Genomic DNA, 16893 nt, shown 5'->3' on the forward strand with positions numbered 1-16893 from the left:
CTATTACTTTGTTTTATCAAACGGCATGAGCAAGGTTTTCATCGCAGGCCTTAGCGCGATTAACACCGTTTCTTCGGTGAGCTCAGGGTAGAGCATCTTACGAAGCAGTAACCCCGCCATCATCGAAAAAATAACGTTAATGCGGCTTTCAAGTTCGTGTTCATCAGTGTCTTTAAGTGCACTACGTTCACTGGTGAGTAGTTGGCGCATGCGCCCCCGCGCTTGAATATCCATATCTCGTAAAAGCGAGGCCACTTTACTATTGCGACCCGCTTCCGCCATCATGTCTAAATCAACCACACAGGCACCGGTATCCATATGCCTTTGTACACCAATGTTTAAGCCATCTATAAGCGCTTGCAGAACATCACCTGGGTGATCTTCAAACTCCTGAAAGATAGAAAACATTTCTTCCATGTCTTTAGCAATAATACTTTCAATTATTGCCTCTTTGCTTTCAAAGTAGTTATATATATGCCCAGCGCTCATGCCTGCAGTACGGGATATTTCGGCCATGCCTGCGCCATGGTATCCCTTGCGTTTAAAACACTCTGAGGCAGCACTAAGCACCTGCTCTCGCCTAGCTTGTGCTAATGCTGGGTCTATATGCCTTTTAGCTTTCGTGCTCATAACCCTACTCCGGTATTAAGCGCATACTTAATACAGCGTAAGTTCATTGCATAGCTTAACTTAACAACACCTTTCATTTTACTGCTCTTGCACAGGTGTTTTAGCTATATTCCAGCCGCCACCTAAAGCTTTATACAAATTAATTTGGCTGGCAAGGTAAGCCTGCTGACCTGTTATTAACTGCTGTTGAGCCGAGTACCACGTACGCTGTGCATCAAGTACCTGTAGGTAGCTATCAGCGCCTTTTTCGTAACGCATTTTTGATAAATCGTACGTTAGCTGACGCGAACTAATTAGCATATCGAGGGCATCAAGTTGCTCTTTGTAGCCTTCTCTATCTGCTAATGCATCGGCGGTTTCACGAAATGCATTTTGAATCTTTTGCTGGTACGTCGCCACCGCAATTTCTTGATCAGCCTTTGCCACATCAAGGTTTGCCTGGTTACGTCCCATAGTAAAAATTGGTAAGTTGATTGACGGTACAAAGCTCCACGTCCCTGAGCCTGAATCAAACAAGCCACTTAAATCACTAGACGTACTGCCCGCAGTTGCGGTTAAGCTAATGCTTGGGTAAAACGCCGCACGCGCTATACCTATATTCGCGTTAGCGGCTAATAAAGCATGCTCAGCGGCTTTAATATCAGGGCGCTGCGTTAATAAATCAGAGGGTAAACCAACAGGTACTTCTGGTAAATCCAGTAAATTAGTTAACGAGTTAGTCGGTAATAAATCACTCGATACAGGGCGCCCTACCAGTAAATCTAACGCGCTTTTATCACGTTTTAACAAGCGTTTATATGTTGCTATATCTACTTTTGCAGTGGCAACCGTACTTTTAAGCTGCTCAAGCGTAATTGCCGATGTAGCGCCTAAATCAAAGCTTTTTTGCGTAAGCGAGAGCGACTCCTGCTGTGAGCTTAATGTTTCTTTAGCAAGCTCTAATAGCTGTAAGTCAGTTGCGTAGTTTAACCAAGCATTGGCAAGCTCAGCAATGAGTGAAATTTGCGTGCTGTATTGCGTAAGCTCAGTGTTATAGAGGTTTTGCAGGGCTTGCTCAGACTGGTTACGTACCTTGCCCCAAATATCTAATTCATAAGAGGTAATACCAACCGTTGCGCTGTACTGTGAGCTAATACCTGCTTCACCCGTACTGGTTAAATCAGCCGGTAAACGTTGGCGCGTAGCCCCACCATTAAAATCTAATGAAGGATATAAGCCCGAATCTTCAATTTGGTATAAACCGCGTACACGCTGCACATTTAATACCGCTATTTGCATATCTTTATTATGCTCAAGGCTTAAGCTAATTAAGGTTTGCAATTTTTCATCATTAAAAAATTGCTGCCAATGTAACTGCTGCGCTGCTGCTTGTTCAGTGTCAGATACATAAGTATCTGGCACTGGTAAAGCAAGGTCTTTTTGCTCAGGGGCTAGTTGGCAGCCACTTAAAACAACTAATGTAATTGCGCTTAAAGTGAAGCGTTTAATGCTCATTGTGCGCTCTCCTTTTTATCGTCGGTGTTTTTCATTGGAAATACACGACGAACTAAAACAAAGAATAACGGCACAAATACCACCACTAAAATAGAAGAGGCAAGCGTACCACCTATAATCGAAATACCCAGTGCATTTTGCGCTCCTGAACCGGCACTTGAGGCAATAGCAAGCGGTATAACACCACAAATAAAGGCCATTGAGGTCATTAATATTGGACGTAAGCGTAAGCGTACTGCTGCAATAGCCGCATCGACTAACCCTAGGCCTTCTTGCATTTTATGAATCGCAAATTCTACGATTAATATTGCATTTTTAGAGGCTAATCCTATGGTGGTTAATAAACCTACCTGAAGGTAAATATCATTAGATAAACCTGCCATTACCGCGGCAACCGTCGCACCAAATATACCTAATGGCACAATAAGCATAACCGCAAACGGTACAGACCAGCTTTCATAAAGCGCTGCTAAACATAAAAATACAAACAATAGCGATATGCCGTAAAGTAACGGTGCTTGGCCACTGCTAGAGCGCTCTTGAAACGAAATACCCGTCCACTCAGAGGCAATTCCATTAGGAAGTTGCTTAACTAAGCGCTCCATTTCATCCATTGCTTGGCCAGTACTGTAACCTGGTGCAGCAGTACCTTGAATTTCCATTGCTGAAAAGCCGTTGTAACGCTCAAGACGTGGTGAACCATAAGTCCAATGCGAACTTGCAAAGGCTGAAAATGGCACCATATCGCCACTGTCATTACGTACATACCACTTGTTTAAATCCTCTGGCACCATACGTCCTTGCGCTTCACCTTGTAGGTAGACCTTTTTAACGCGGCCACGGTCAATAAAGTCATTAACGTAACTACTACCCCACGCAGTTGATAGCGTGCTGTTAATATCAGCCTGAGACACACCGAGTGCTTGTGCTTTAGCAAGGTCAACATCAAGTTGCAGCTCGGGCATATCTTCTTGTCCGTTAGGGCGTACACCCGCCAAAATTGGGCTTTGACTCGCTAAACCAAGTAATTGATTACGCGCTGCTAATAAAGCATCGTGGCCAAGTCCAACCCTGTCTTGTAAGAAAACATTAAAACCATTTGCAGTACCTAGCTCAACAATGGCTGGCGGTGGGAAAGCAAACACAAACGCTTCTTTAATCGTTGAGAAGTAGCCCATTGCTTTACCTGCCACACCTTGCACAGATAAATCATCACGTTCGCGCTCATCCCAATGCTTAAAGTTTACAAACCCTATTGCTGAGTTTTGACCAGAACCTGCAAAGCTAAATCCGGTTACCGTAAAAATACCGTTAACAGCTTCAGATTGATCGTTTAAATAGTGGTTTTCTACTTTTTTAACCACTTCTAATGTTTCTTCGGTTGTTGAGCCTGCAGGCAGTGAAACCTGGGTAAACAAAATACCTTGGTCTTCATCAGGTAAAAACGCTGTAGGTAGGCTTGAAAAGATATACACCATGCCCGCAACAATAAGGCCATAACATAAAAGGTAGCGCTTAGATAAGCGGATCATACGGCTTACAAAACTTTGCGCGCCGGCATTTGTTTTATCAAACCCGCGGTTAAAGCCACTGAAAAAACGGCCAAACAACGAGCTATTATCATGCACGTGGCTAGGCTTTAAAAGCGTGGCACACAATGCAGGTGTTAAAATAAGTGCCACTAATACCGATAGCCCCATTGCTGATACCAGCGTAATAGAAAACTGACGATAAATAACACCGGTAGACCCACTAAAGAACGCCATCGGAATAAATACAGCCGACAGCACCATGGCAATACCTACTAGCGCGCCTTTAATTTCATCCATCGATTTACGTGTTGCTTCAAGCGCAGAGAGTTTTTCTTCGCTCATTACACGCTCAACGTTTTCTACTACAACAATCGCATCATCAACCAGTAGACCTATGGCAAGTACCATCGCAAACATGGTTAATGTATTTATTGAATAGCCAAACGCGTACAAAATACCAAAAGTACCTAACAACACCACAGGTACAGCTATAGTTGGAATAAGCGTAGCGCGGAAGTTTTGTAAAAACAGATACATAACAACAAATACCAGCACGACCGCTTCTATTAACGTATGCACTACCTTTTCAATCGATAACGAAACAAATGGAGTAGTATCATAAGGGACGACAACGTCTAAGCCTTCAGGAAAAAACGCTTTTAACTCTTCAATAGCGGCTTTTACACCTTCTGCGGTATCGAGTGCATTTGCCCCACTGGCAAGCTTAATACCTAAGCCCGATGCTGGTTGTCCATCGTAACGCGCTACAACACGATAGCTTTCACCACCAAGCTCTACACGGGCTACATCTTCAAGGCGTACAAACGAGCCATCGGCGTTTGCCTTAACTATAATGTCTTCAAACTCTTTTGCTGTTTGTAAACGGCTTTGTGCAGTAACAGTAGCATTAAGTTGCTGACCTTCAACCGCAGGCATGCCGCCTAATTGCCCAGCAGACACTTGGGCGTTTTGAGCACTGATTGATGCACTAATATCAGCAGGGGTTAACTTGTAGTTTTGCAGCTTAGCTGGGTCTAACCAAATACGCATAGCATACTGAGAACCAAACAGCTGAACCTCACCTACCCCTTCAACACGCGAAACAATATCTTGAACATTAGATGACACATAATCACCAATATCGATATTCGTCATGCTGCCATCTTTTGATACAAAACCCAGTACCATTAAAAAGTTACGTGCGGACTTAGCCACCGATACACCTTGCCTTTGCACTTCTTCAGGTAGCAAAGGGGTGGCTGTGGCTAACTTGTTTTGCACTTGTACCTGTGCAATATCTGGGTCAGTTTCGGAGCTAAATGAAAGCGTAAGGGTTGCTGAACCACTCGACTCAGAAGTCGATGACATATATAGCAAACCATCAAGGCCTTTCATTTTTTGCTCAATAACTTGGGTAACCGTATCCTCTAGGGTACGTGCTGATGCACCCGGGTATGTTGCAGTAATACTAATTGCCGGCGGGGCAATTGACGGGTACTGAGCTATTGGTAAACTTTGAATAGCTAAAACACCTGCAAGCATAACCACGATAGCAAGTACCCATGCAAAGATGGGTCTGTCGATAAAAAATCGTGACATTAAAACTCTCCGTTATTGCGCTTTGTCAGCTGTTGCTGATGGTGAAACTTCAGTCGGTGTTACCGGCGCTCCAGGGCGAATTTTTTGTAACCCTTCAATAATCACTTTATCGCCATCGCTTAGCCCGTCGGTTACTAACCAGTTTGAACCAATCGTTCTGTCTACTTTTAAAACGCGGCTTTCAACGGTGTTTTCTTTGCTAACAACCATGGCTGTTGGCTCGCCTTTTGTATTACGGCTAACCCCACGTTGCGGCACTAAAATAGCGTCTTGTTTTACGCCCTCAACCACAGAGGCACGTGCATACATACCCGGTAATAATAACTTATCAGGATTTGGGAATTTAGCGCGTAAGGTAACCGACCCTGTGCTTGGGTCTACTGTCACTTCAGAGAACTGTAACGTGCCTTTAAGTGGGTAAGTTGAGCCATCTTCCATTTGCAGTTCAACATCTGTTTGCGATTGTGAATCAACGCTCAATGAACCTGAAGAAATAGCTTTTTTAAGTTGAGTTAGCTCGTTGCTTGATTGGGTTAAATCAACATAAATAGGGTCAAGCTGGGTCACTGTTGCCAGTGCTGTTGTTTGATTAGCGCTAACAAGCGCACCAACAGTAACGCTCGATTTACTAATTTGGCCACTGATTGGAGAAGATACATGGCTGTAGTCTAGGTTAATTTGCGCCGATTTAAGCTGTGCTTTTGCCGTTAATAGCTCTGCTTGTGCTTGCTTCTGCGCTGCATCTGCTTCGTCAAAGTCTTGCTGACTTACGGCTTTAATTTTTAAAAGCTCGCTATAACGCGACGCTTTTGATTTAGTGCTGGCAATACTTGCTTCAGCGCGGGCCACAGCTGCTTCGCTTGCTGCTAGGTCAGCTTCAAACGTAGCGGGGTCAATTTGATAAAGCGCTTGGCCTTGCTTAACTTGAGCACCTTCTTTAAATAAACGCGATTGCACAATGCCACTTACTTGCGGGCGGATTTCCGCAATTTGAAAAGCACTAATGCGACCGGGAAGCTCCTTTTTTAGTGTAAGCGCTTGGCTTTTTAATGTAATTACACCAACAGGTACTGCTTGTGGAGCTGAAGCTTGTTGCGAGTCAGCTGCTTGGTCGCAACCTGTTAAAGCAACAGATCCAACGAGGGCTGTTAATACAAATAAAGCGATGCGAGAACGCTGCATGTTAAATACCTTTTAGTCTATTTATGTCTAGAGTGAACGATCATTCTAAAGTAAATCTAAACGAGAATAAATTAAAACGGGTGCAAATTTACACTAACTTACAGTTGTAAAATTAAACTACGCCATAGGTTGTAGAAGATGTTAACTTGATGAAAAATAAAACGGAAAAGTATGAAAAATAAACTTTAATGCGGTGCGTTATTTATTAACCTGCAACAAAAAAGCCAAGCTAAGCTTGGCTTTAATACAAATTTATAACTATTTACTTATACGAGACACTAATAATTGCTCTACCCTTATCCCCTCAACATCAACCACCTCAAATTTAAAGCCATTAAAGGTAAAGTGCTCAGCACGTTTAGGTATACGCTTCATTGTGTATATTAAAAAGCCAGCCACGGTTTCAAAGTGCATTTGATCTGGAAACTCTTCAATGTCTAATACTTTTGCTAAATCAGAAATCGGGGTTAAGCCATCCACTAACCATGAGTGCTCATCGCGGGCAATAATAAGTTCATCGCCTTGGTGGGTAATTAAATCTCCCATAAACCCTTTCATTAAATCTTTTACGGTAACAATACCGACTAACAAGGCATATTCATTTACTACCACAGCAAACGGTTTTGCAGCACTTTTAAACGCATTTAGCGCTTCAGACAGGCTTAGGGTTTCAGGTAAATAAAACACGTCTGTTTCAATCAGCTCTTGCTTAATATTAGCTGGCTCACCTTTTAGTACTTGTCGTAGTATATCTTTTGACTCAACAGAGCCGCGTAATTTATCTAAATTACCCGAGACCACTAAAAAATGATTATGGGGGTTTTCAATAATTTTGGTGGCTATATCGTGGCTGCTTTCATTTAAGTCAAAATAAACTATTTGGTCGCGTGGGGTCATTACACTTGATAAAAAGCGTGCTTCTAGTTCAAACACATTGCCAATTAGCTCATACTCTTGTTGTTGTAAGCTGCCGTATTCTGCGCCCGCATCCATCATCGCCACAATGTCTTCGGTGGTAACAATATCTTCTCGCTCTGCGGGTACTTTAAATAAACGCAGTACTAAATTAGTTAAACCATTAAAAAACATCACTAATGGCGTAAGTGCAAAAGTGACCCATCGCATTATTGTTACCACACGCACAGCCACCGCTTCGGGCATGATCATCGCTAAACGCTTTGGCATTAAATCAGCAAATAATATAAACAGCGAGGTAATGGTAAAAAACGAAAATAAAAAGCTAATTTTTTCAAGGTGTACACCTTGGTAAAAAAGCACCAAGATACTTTGTACATAAGGCGATAGCGCTTGTTCGCCCACTATTCCGCCTAAAATAGCAATCGCGTTTAGGGCAATTTGGATCATCGCAAAAAACGCCCCAGGGTTTTCTTGCAGTTTTAATACCGCGGCCGCGTTATCACTGCCTTCATCGGCCATTACCCGCAGTTTAATTTTACGCGACGCTGCAATAGCAATTTCCGACATGGCAAACAACGCACTGATCAAGATCAATAAGCTAATCCCGATTAAATCACCCATTTAACGCTCCAAAAAGTTAGCGCTTTTTCAATAAAAAGCAGCTGATTATAGACGCTTTTTTAAACGCGGCAATTTATATTTATACTTTTACAGGGTAAATTAATAAGCCATTGAATTAACGTTGTTTATTTTGCTTTTTTGCTTCATCGAATGCCAGCGCAAGTCTATCTTGTAGACTTTGCGGCATGTTTTTATTACAGGCAAAGTAAAGGGGGGAGTGTTGTGTATTGAGCGTAAATATAGGCTCTAATAATTTAAGCTTTGGCTCAAACTGTGCGCGGTAGTTAAATTGTTTTTTACTTAATATAACAAAGTCGAGAATATCGTGCCGTGTGCTTATTAATTTATCTATCTTGTCTAAGCTATCAATTATCAATAAGTTTTTAGCCTCACTAAAGCCACGCTCTAGCAAATAATGGTGGCTAAAATTATCCCTAAGCACCGCTGTTTTATATTTTTTAGCATCGTTAAGCGTTTTTAAGCGAATGTTACGTGATTTAAGGGCATAAATAGCAGAGTCAAAACTTTCAAGCTCAGCCACCCAGCTAAACTTATCTTCTCGCTTAGGTAACCTTACAATAGAAAATATACAGGTATTCGTATCTCTTAATACTGCGTTATAAGACACAGCCCAACTGTGCGCTAACATAGTGTATTTAATATCTGTATTGGCGAGCGCGTTTCTCACTTTATCTACAGAGCGCCCTGCAAGTTGGTTGTTTTCGTCAATGTATTGAAAGTCGGGGAATACTTCGGTCACTATTGTAATTTCAGCTGCATTAAGCCTTATGCATGCAAAACACAACAAAAATAAGTACAGCTTCATTTAGCTTCGCCTCAAAACTAAAACAGATATACACCAACTATAGCCGAGGGTAACCGAACCGCTAGTTTTTAACCTAGCCCTATACGCTGATAGGACTAGATTTTTTAAAGACTAACTTGCTATTTATTCATTGCACTAATTAAGAACGCTGAAATTTTAGCGCCTTCACGTAATGTTGTTTCTGAACTTGCTTGGCCTACTAATGAGCTGTCGGTAAATGGCGCTATTTCCATCATGTCGGCGCCAGTAATTGGAAACTCATCGGCAATAGCTTGTAAAATATCCAGTGCATGTTGCGGGGTTAAGCCGTTATCTTCTGGTGTGCCCGTGGCTGAGGCAAATTCGGCATCGAGTGCATCTATGTCAAAGCTTACGTACACTTCATCTACGTTATCGGCTTTAAGCTGCGCAATGGTTTCATCTGCAACCGCTTTTGCACCACGCTCTATTATTTCATTAGCCCAATGTTGTTTTACACCAAAGGTGCTTTCCCAGTGCGATTTAGGTTTACCGCTTGAGCGAATACCAAACTGGATTAAATGATGCGGTGCAGGTAAAAACTCTAAAATATGCGTACACCACGAGCCAAAACATAAATCGATGCCTAAGCGCTCTACTAATAAATCGGTATGCGCATCAAAATGAATAATAGCGGTACGTTTGCCTTGCTCGCGCTTAGCTTTTAAATACGCTTTAGTTAGCGGGTAGCTGATTGAGTGATCGCCCCCAATACCAAATATGCCTTTATCTTTAAATGTGGCGTAAAAGCTGTCACACACATCTTCGGTAATAGAAAGCGGGCTTACGTAGTAATCATCGTTTTTATCGCCGTATAGGGCTTTTTGGCAGTTTGAAATTGTGGTGTCGTTTAAGTATTTATCATGTAATAAATGCGGTATAACACGCACATCACCTAAGTCGAAAGAGCGGCACTGGGTTTGCTGATCAATCAAGGCTGAGCGTAAGAATAATGGCCCCCAGTTTGCCCCACGTAAAATACCGCCGCCACAATCTGAGCTAATACCTAACATAACTGCTTTGTGAGGAGATTCGGGTAATTGTGTTAAAGAATCACGCCACAAAACATCAACATTTTCGCTTTGCCCATACAATTTATTACGTAATGCCGCTTTACGCTCTTTCGCGGTATTAACTGTAAATACACCATCGCCAGGTGCACATAAACAGTGCTCTACTTTACGTTTAAACGCGTCAAATTGTGTGCTCATAATAAATCCTATACTTGTGTGTTTTATTCATGTGGTTTTGATTAGTTATGCAAAAACTAAAATTATCGGCTTATTTGCAATTAACGCGTAATGCGCTCACTTATTGCTCAAGCATTATTTACACGCTTAAATAAAAGCCGTTAAAATAAAGCCGAAATCAAACCGTAACTATTTGTTATTAAATAACTAAAAACGCTTCAAACCACGTATTGATAAATTTAAATTATCACCATAATCAATACATATAGACTCTCAATAAACAAGTCAACCACCCGCCTTTTAACGAACTTTAAGCCTTTGATTTAATATTCAATGTGAATGAATAAAGCCATCATTTATAAGTATTTTTCAACATCGGACATACGTCCTGTACTTAGTTTACATTTGCCGTAATGATGCTAGATTGACAACAAATTTTTATAAAAAGGCTTAGTTATGGAAAAGGTATTTCACTTAGGATTATGTATTGACGATTTAAAAGGGGCTGAACTTGCTATTGTCCCTGGTGACCCAGATCGTGCTGCACGCATTTCTCAATTCCTAGACAACCCAACCTGCCTTGCTCAAACACGTGAGTTTCATGTTTATTTAGGCCAGTTAAATGGTCACTCTGTGGTGATTTGTTCAACCGGTATTGGCGGCCCTTCAACCTCTATTGCTGTAGAGGAGCTGGCACAGCTTGGCGTACGTACTTTCTTACGCATTGGTACTACTGGGGCAATTCAGCCACATATTAATGAAGGTGATATTTTAGTAAGCCAAGCGTCTGTGCGTTTAGATGGCGCAAGCCAACACTTTGCACCACTTAGCTACCCTGCGGTATCTGACTTTTTTGCCACTCAAGCTATGGTGCAAGCGTGTAAAAACCTAGATATCGACTTCCACATTGGTATTACTGCCTCAAGCGATACATTCTACCCAGGGCAAGAGCGTTACGATACGCACTCGGGTTATGTACCTAAGTCATTACAAGGTAGCTGTGAAGAGTGGCAAAACCTAGGCGTGATGAACTACGAAATGGAGTCTGCTACCTTATTTACCATGTGTGCAGCGCTAGGCCTTAAAGCGGCGTGTGTTGCCGGTGTATTGGTTAACCGTACTCGCCAAGAAATTCCAAATGTTGATCACGGTGAAATTGAGAAAAAATCTGTAGCTGTGGTATTAGAAGCTGCAAAAGTACTATTAGGCTAATGCCTTTTTAGCGCTTTAATAAAATGCATAAAGCACAGCAATTGCTGTGCTTTATTGTTTTTAGCTTAATCTAAATTCTGGTTACCTTAGCTTTGCGCTAATCACTTCTATTTCTGGCAAATTGCTAAAGCTTGCAAGTACAGCACGTGCTACTCCCCCTTGGTTTTCATGACCTTGGGTTTCTAACAGTGTAATTGCTTTAATCGTTTTATCGTTAAAGCTAAGACCCGCTAAAAACAATTGACTAAGCGCGCTTTGTAGTGGCGAAAGGCTTGGGCTGTAAGCCGCGTTTTCTGCATAACTGCCGTAAAAGTCACCATTGTTAAAGGTACTTATTTTAACTGCGCTAAAGTTGTTACTGTAAGGTACGTAGGCCATTAGCGCCATGGCTGCTAGTTTTTCATCAAGAGCTGTATCTGCAAATGTGTGTTGCTGCTGTTTTGGGTTAAACAGGCTAAAATCGTTGCCTAAATCTGTGGGGCCAAATGAATGCGGTAATAAATCAGCTAATTTAAAGTGCTGATCTGGTAGTAAAATATCAAACTCTTTTGCATCAGCCAGTTCGTTCATAAACTGTCTGCAATAACCACATGGGGCATCGCTAATTGCTATTTTTAGTATTTTTTTTGCGCCATTTAACCACGCATTGTTAATCGCCGACTGCTCTGCATGCACGACTAAACTAAGCGCTTGGTGATCAAACTCTACATTAGCACCAAAATAAAAATTTATATCACCTTGCTCATCAAGTGCTTTAACAATAGCTCCCACATGAAAATGAGAAACAGGAGCCACCGAAAATTCAGACGCTAAAGGCACTAAACCTTGTAATAACGCGTCATCAGATACATTAAGTTGCGCGCATAATTGGCTAATATCGTTAGGATGTAAAATACCGCGCTGGGCTTTTAATTGGCTGCGTAATGCTTGAGTTTGCGTAACGCTTAGTGAGATATGTGAATTTGTGAGTGCTGTGTCTTGTTGCACAGTAAAAGTTGCTGATGCCATAACATATTATAATTATTTAATGGCTAAGTAGTTTAAAAGGTTAGGCGCCTAAATGCTAGAAAAAAATGGGAGCACACTGTGCTCCCCTGTTTTTTAGTTAAAGTAGACTAACCAGTATTGCGCATACCTGCAGCAATACCTGTCATGGTGATCATTAATGCATTATCAATATCACCTTCACTTACTTTATCGCTTGAGCGCGAACGACGCAGCAGCTCAACTTGCAGTACATTAAGCGGATCGGTGTACGGATTACGCAGCGCAATCGACTCTTTTATCCATGGCTGATCTGCCAATAAGCTATTTTGCGGGCTAAGCGATTGCACTAAGCTAATTGCTTCTTCTAGCTCTTTACGTAACGAAGTACCTAGTGGTTTGTACATGTCTTCCACCAGCGCGTTATCGTAATGCTCACTTAACCAGCTATCGGCTTTACTAAATACCATTTCTAGCATTTCAAGGCGTGCTCTGAAAAATGGCCATTGCAGGCTCATTTCGTGCAGTGTTTCTATGCCGTATTTATCAAGTGCCGCTTTTAAGCCTGTTAATGCACCAAGCCATGCAGGTAACATTAAACGGTTTTGGCTCCATGCAAAAATCCATGGAATAGCACGTAAGCTCTCAACCCCACCATTTGGGTTACGTTTCGCAGGACGCGAGCCCAATGGTAATTTAGACAGCTCTAGCTCAGGCGTTGCCATTCTAAAGTAAGGAACAAAGTTTTCATCATGGCGAACCACATTACGGTAGTGATCGCACGACTGCTCGCTTATCAACTTCATTACTTCACGCCATTCTTGCTTAGGCTCTGGCGGTGGTAATAAGTTACTTTGCAGTACGGCACCCGCGTAAATATTTAAACTTTGCAGTGCTACATCGGGTAAACCAAACTTAAAGCGGATCATTTCGCCTTGCTCAGTTACACGCAAGCCACCTTTTAATGAACCAGGCGGTTGTGAATGCAGTGCTTGTGCAGCAGGTGCACCACCGCGCCCTACCGTACCACCACGACCATGGAATAAAACAAGTTCAATGCCGCGCTCATCGGCAAGCTGCACTAGTTTATCCATTGCTTCGTACTGTGCCCAGCCTGCGGCCATCATGCCGGCATCTTTAGCTGAATCAGAATAACCAATCATGACATTTTGGGTATTTTTAATATGCCCGCGGTACCATACGTTATCAAGCAACGTGGTAATTACATCGCTACCAGCGTTTAAATCGTCAAGCGTTTCAAACAAAGGCGCTACTGGTAAATCAAACTGACAGCCACTTTCTTTTAAAAGCAGTTGTACAGCTAAAATGTCAGAGGCGGTACGCGCCATTGAAATAATGTACAAGCCAAATGTTTTTTCATCTTGCTTAGCTATTACATCAAAGGTGTCGAGTACTTCTTGCACCTCTGGACTTGGTTGCCAGTTTTTAGGAATAAGCGGGCGGCGTGAGTTAAGCTCGGTAAGCAAAAATGCTTGTTTGTCTTGCTCTTGCCATTGGTTGTAATCGCCTAAGCCTAGGTGGCGTGTAAGCTCAGAAAACACATCGCTGTGGCGGTCTGAATCTTGGCGTACATCAAGTTTTGCCAAACGCAGGCCAAAGCTATTTATACGGTGCAGTAAATCAAGTAATAAACCATTGGCGACAACTTTCATGTTGCACTTTAATAAAGAGCGATAGCACACCTCTACTGGGTGCTTGATTTGATTTATATCAGTGATTAAGTCTTCTGAATCGCTGCGCTTATTCTTAATTTTTGCACCTAAATGCACCACTGTTTCAGATACTTGGTTTTTAAGCTTTTTAAGTACAGCGCGATAAGGTTCAAAGTCTTGTCCTGCCAGCTCAATTAGCTCATCGCTTGCATCTGACATGCTCAGCTCTGCGCTTAGCGTGTCAATATCACGGCTGTATAAATCAAGCGCCATCCAACGACCATGGTCAAGTACTTGCTGTGTTACCTGTGCGGTTACAAATGGGTTACCGTCACGGTCTCCGCCCATCCAAGAGGTAAACTCAATGGGGCTGTAATCAATTGGGAGCTCTAAACTTAAATGCTCTTTAACTTGGTCTGAAAACTCACGTAAAAAACGTGGCACAGCATGCCATAAGCTGTTTTCAATAACAGCGTATCCCCATTTAGCTTCATCAACTGGGCTTGGGCGAGAACGACGAATATCATCGGTGTGCCATGCTTGGCTGATAAGCTGAGCGATACGGTTTAAAATAGCTTCACGCTCTTGTGGTAAATTGTCTTTGCGCTCAAGCGAGGCTAAACAATCACTTAATTCTACGTGCTTATTAATAATGGTACGGCGCGTCACCTCGGTTGGGTGAGCGGTTAATACTAAGTTTATGTGGAGTTTTGAGAGTGTTTCGGCCAGATGATTACTATCTAATTGGCCTTCTTTTGCTTTTGCAGTTAACGTTTTTAATGTTTGAGTGAGAGGGTTTAGTTGGCAAAAACCAACATCATTAAAACGCGAAACAGTGTGGAACTGCTCTGCTACATTAGCTAAATTTAAAAAATGATTAAATGAACGGGCAACCGGTAAAAGCTCTTCATCACTAAGCGCATGTAGTACCTCAATTAGCGCTTGTCTGTCGTCTTCGTTACCACTGCGAGATGACTTTGATAAAGCACGAATTTCTTCTACTTTATCTAAAATCGCTTGGCCTTGGGCATCTTTAATAGTTTGTCCTAGTAGCTGCCCAAGTAAATTAACATTACCTCGCAAGGCGGCATATTGTTCACTCATTTCTCAGTCTCCTTTGTTTCATGGAATGCTATTAATATCATCATGAGCGCAGATTTAATAGATCCATTTGCAATGGTGAATCGTAATTAGCTATATGTAAATTATTAGAAAACGACTTTTATGATCATTTTTTACGACGCCAGCTGTCCGCTTTGCAATACCGAAATGCAGCACCTTAAAGATGCTGATACTAAACATAAAATTGTTTTAGAAGACCTTAACAGCCACGATTTTAGCGCACGTTATCCAAGTGTTAATAAAAACAAGGCCATGGCTATACTGCATGCACAGTTACCAACTGGCGAGATGATTTACGGCTTAGATGTTACCCATCAAGCGTGGAAAACAGTAGGAAAATACCGCTGGTTGAAAATTTTTCGCTTGCCAATAATTCGCTACTTCGCTGATGCCGCCTATATGTTTTTTGCAAAACACAGACAAAAAATAAGCCGTTTGCTCATACCAAACGCCTCCTGTTTAAACGGCCAATGCACTGTTAATACAAAGGACAAACAATGAAAAAAATTGTTTTATTTGGTGCCAGCAGCGCAATAGCACAAGCTTATATAGAGCACCTACAAATAAATGCACCCACAGTGCAAGTTATATGTGTTAGCTCAAAAAAGGCAAAAACAAATAGTAATGTTATTTACCTTGAGAGTGATTACACAGCGCAAAGCTTAGCCAAGGTTACAACTTACTTAAAAGAGCAAAATGCCGATATTCAACAAGTCGTTATGTTCAATGGCACATTGCACAACAAAACCCACATGCCAGAAAAAAAGCTAGAAGAGCTAAACGCAAACTATTTTAACGAATTATTTAATTCCAACACACTCACTCCCTTACTGTGCTTACAAAGCATTTTGCCGCTTTTAACACATAAAACGCAGTGCACTATAACGGCGCTCAGTGCGCGTGTGGGCAGTATTAACGATAATAAATTAGGCGGTTGGTATACATACCGCGCATCTAAAGCGGCCTTAAACATGCTATTTAAAACCGCAGCGGTAGAACTGGCGCGCCGAGCTAAAAATACTAAACTGGTGTTATTTCATCCGGGCACTACCGATACAGCGCTTTCGAAACCATTTCAAAAAAACGTACCTGCGGATAAGCTTTTTAGCGCTGAATTTGTAGCTAAACAGCTTTTTACACTTACGTTTAATAACCCTCATTTAGAACTTAACGGTGAGCCCGCCTATTTAGATTGGCAAGGCGAAGCCATACCCTGGTAAGGACCTTTAATGCATTTTACTAAAGAGCGCATAAACGCACTTGAAAAACACACTCGTACTCATTTAATTAATTCACTTTCGGGTTTTAAAAGCGCCAACTTAATTGGCACGCAAGACAAGCAAGGCAATACAAATGTAGCTATTGTTAGCTCGGTTATTCATTTAGGGGCTCACCCGCCATTGGTTGGCATGATAATGCGCCCTAATAGCGTGCCTCGCCATACGTTCGAAAACATCATAGAAACCGGCTGTTACACCATTAACCAAGTTAATAAGGCCATATATAAGCAAGCTCATCAAACATCAGCTCGCTACGATAAAGGCGAGTCAGAGTTTGACGCGACAGGTTTAACGCCAGAATACCTAAATGAATTTACAGCCCCGTTTGTGCAAGAGTCGCGATTAAAATACTCTGTAAAATACGTTGAGCACCAACACTTAGCCGTTAATGGCACCGAGCTGGTTATAGGTGAAATTACCGATGTGTATTTAGATGAAGCGGCGCTACAAAGTGATGGCTTTTTAGATTTACAAGCCATTGAAACAGTGGCTGTAACAGGGCTTGATAGTTACCACACTAGCAATAAATTATCGCGTTTACCTTACGCTAAAAAACCTTAGTATGCATGTTGTCGCATAATATTGAATTATGCTTTTACATTAAACACAATG

13 protein-coding genes are annotated in these 16893 nt (G+C 41.9%); 4 read left to right on the forward strand and 9 right to left on the reverse strand.

Annotated features, from left to right (window positions below; genetic code table 11):
• Positions 1-3 precede the first annotated feature (3 nt).
• The 7 genes from EJ103_RS17660 to EJ103_RS17690 all read right to left on the reverse strand — a co-directional run bounded on the left by EJ103_RS17660 (position 4) and on the right by EJ103_RS17690 (position 10031).
• On the reverse strand, positions 4-630 hold the full coding sequence (locus tag EJ103_RS17660; RefSeq protein WP_024031928.1) for a TetR/AcrR family transcriptional regulator: 627 nt from the start codon (positions 628-630) through the stop codon (positions 4-6).
• 78 nt (positions 631-708) lie between these two features.
• A complete protein-coding gene (locus tag EJ103_RS17665; protein ID WP_004588752.1) occupies positions 709-2124 on the reverse strand; it encodes an efflux transporter outer membrane subunit in 1416 nt (471 codons plus the stop codon).
• Complete coding sequence (locus tag EJ103_RS17670) at positions 2121-5255, reverse strand: efflux RND transporter permease subunit (RefSeq protein WP_126009057.1); 3135 nt, start codon at positions 5253-5255, stop codon at positions 2121-2123. The genes EJ103_RS17665 and EJ103_RS17670 overlap by 4 nt, the downstream gene beginning before the upstream one ends.
• Positions 5256-5267: 12 nt before the next feature.
• Positions 5268-6437: an efflux RND transporter periplasmic adaptor subunit gene (locus EJ103_RS17675; protein ID WP_054981828.1), complete on the reverse strand. Its 1170-nt coding sequence runs from the start codon at positions 6435-6437 to the stop codon at positions 5268-5270.
• 258 nt (positions 6438-6695) lie between these two features.
• The gene (locus EJ103_RS17680) at positions 6696-7976 is read right to left on the reverse strand and encodes a hemolysin family protein (protein WP_126009059.1); all 1281 of its coding nucleotides are present in this window, start codon (positions 7974-7976) and stop codon (positions 6696-6698) included.
• A gap of 115 nt (positions 7977-8091) precedes the next feature.
• A complete protein-coding gene (locus EJ103_RS17685; RefSeq protein WP_126009061.1) occupies positions 8092-8802 on the reverse strand; it encodes a transporter substrate-binding domain-containing protein in 711 nt (236 codons plus the stop codon).
• Between the two features lie 119 nt (positions 8803-8921).
• Complete coding sequence (locus tag EJ103_RS17690) at positions 8922-10031, reverse strand: arginase family protein (RefSeq protein WP_126009063.1); 1110 nt, start codon at positions 10029-10031, stop codon at positions 8922-8924.
• 435 nt (positions 10032-10466) lie between these two features.
• On the opposite strand from EJ103_RS17690, the gene udp reads away from it, so the two are divergent.
• A complete protein-coding gene (udp, locus tag EJ103_RS17695; RefSeq protein ID WP_004588758.1) occupies positions 10467-11222 on the forward strand; it encodes a uridine phosphorylase in 756 nt (251 codons plus the stop codon).
• A gap of 81 nt (positions 11223-11303) precedes the next feature.
• On the opposite strand, the gene cdd is transcribed toward udp, so the two are convergent.
• Positions 11304-12230: a cytidine deaminase gene (gene cdd, locus EJ103_RS17700; RefSeq protein WP_055253932.1), complete on the reverse strand. Its 927-nt coding sequence runs from the start codon at positions 12228-12230 to the stop codon at positions 11304-11306.
• 107 nt (positions 12231-12337) lie between these two features.
• A complete protein-coding gene (gene ppc, locus EJ103_RS17705; RefSeq protein ID WP_126009065.1) occupies positions 12338-14983 on the reverse strand; it encodes a phosphoenolpyruvate carboxylase in 2646 nt (881 codons plus the stop codon).
• 120 nt (positions 14984-15103) lie between these two features.
• Between ppc and EJ103_RS17710 the strand changes: the two genes are divergently transcribed.
• Genes EJ103_RS17710 through EJ103_RS17720 form a run of 3 tightly spaced genes read left to right on the forward strand, consistent with a single transcriptional unit; the run spans position 15104 to position 16842 of the window.
• Entirely contained in the window at positions 15104-15502 is a 399-nt protein-coding gene (locus tag EJ103_RS17710) for a DUF393 domain-containing protein (RefSeq protein ID WP_126009067.1), read from the forward strand.
• The gene (locus tag EJ103_RS17715) at positions 15499-16221 is read left to right on the forward strand and encodes an SDR family NAD(P)-dependent oxidoreductase (protein ID WP_126009069.1); all 723 of its coding nucleotides are present in this window, start codon (positions 15499-15501) and stop codon (positions 16219-16221) included. Before EJ103_RS17710 ends, EJ103_RS17715 begins: the two co-directional genes overlap by 4 nt.
• Before the next feature lie 9 nt (positions 16222-16230).
• Positions 16231-16842, forward strand: a complete 612-nt coding sequence (locus tag EJ103_RS17720; RefSeq protein ID WP_004588763.1) for a flavin reductase — start codon at positions 16231-16233, stop codon at positions 16840-16842.
• The last annotated feature ends 51 nt before the right edge of the window (positions 16843-16893 follow it).

Origin of the sequence: Pseudoalteromonas sp. Xi13, from assembly GCF_003952205.1 — a bacterium.
Classification (GTDB): domain Bacteria; phylum Pseudomonadota; class Gammaproteobacteria; order Enterobacterales; family Alteromonadaceae; genus Pseudoalteromonas; species Pseudoalteromonas atlantica.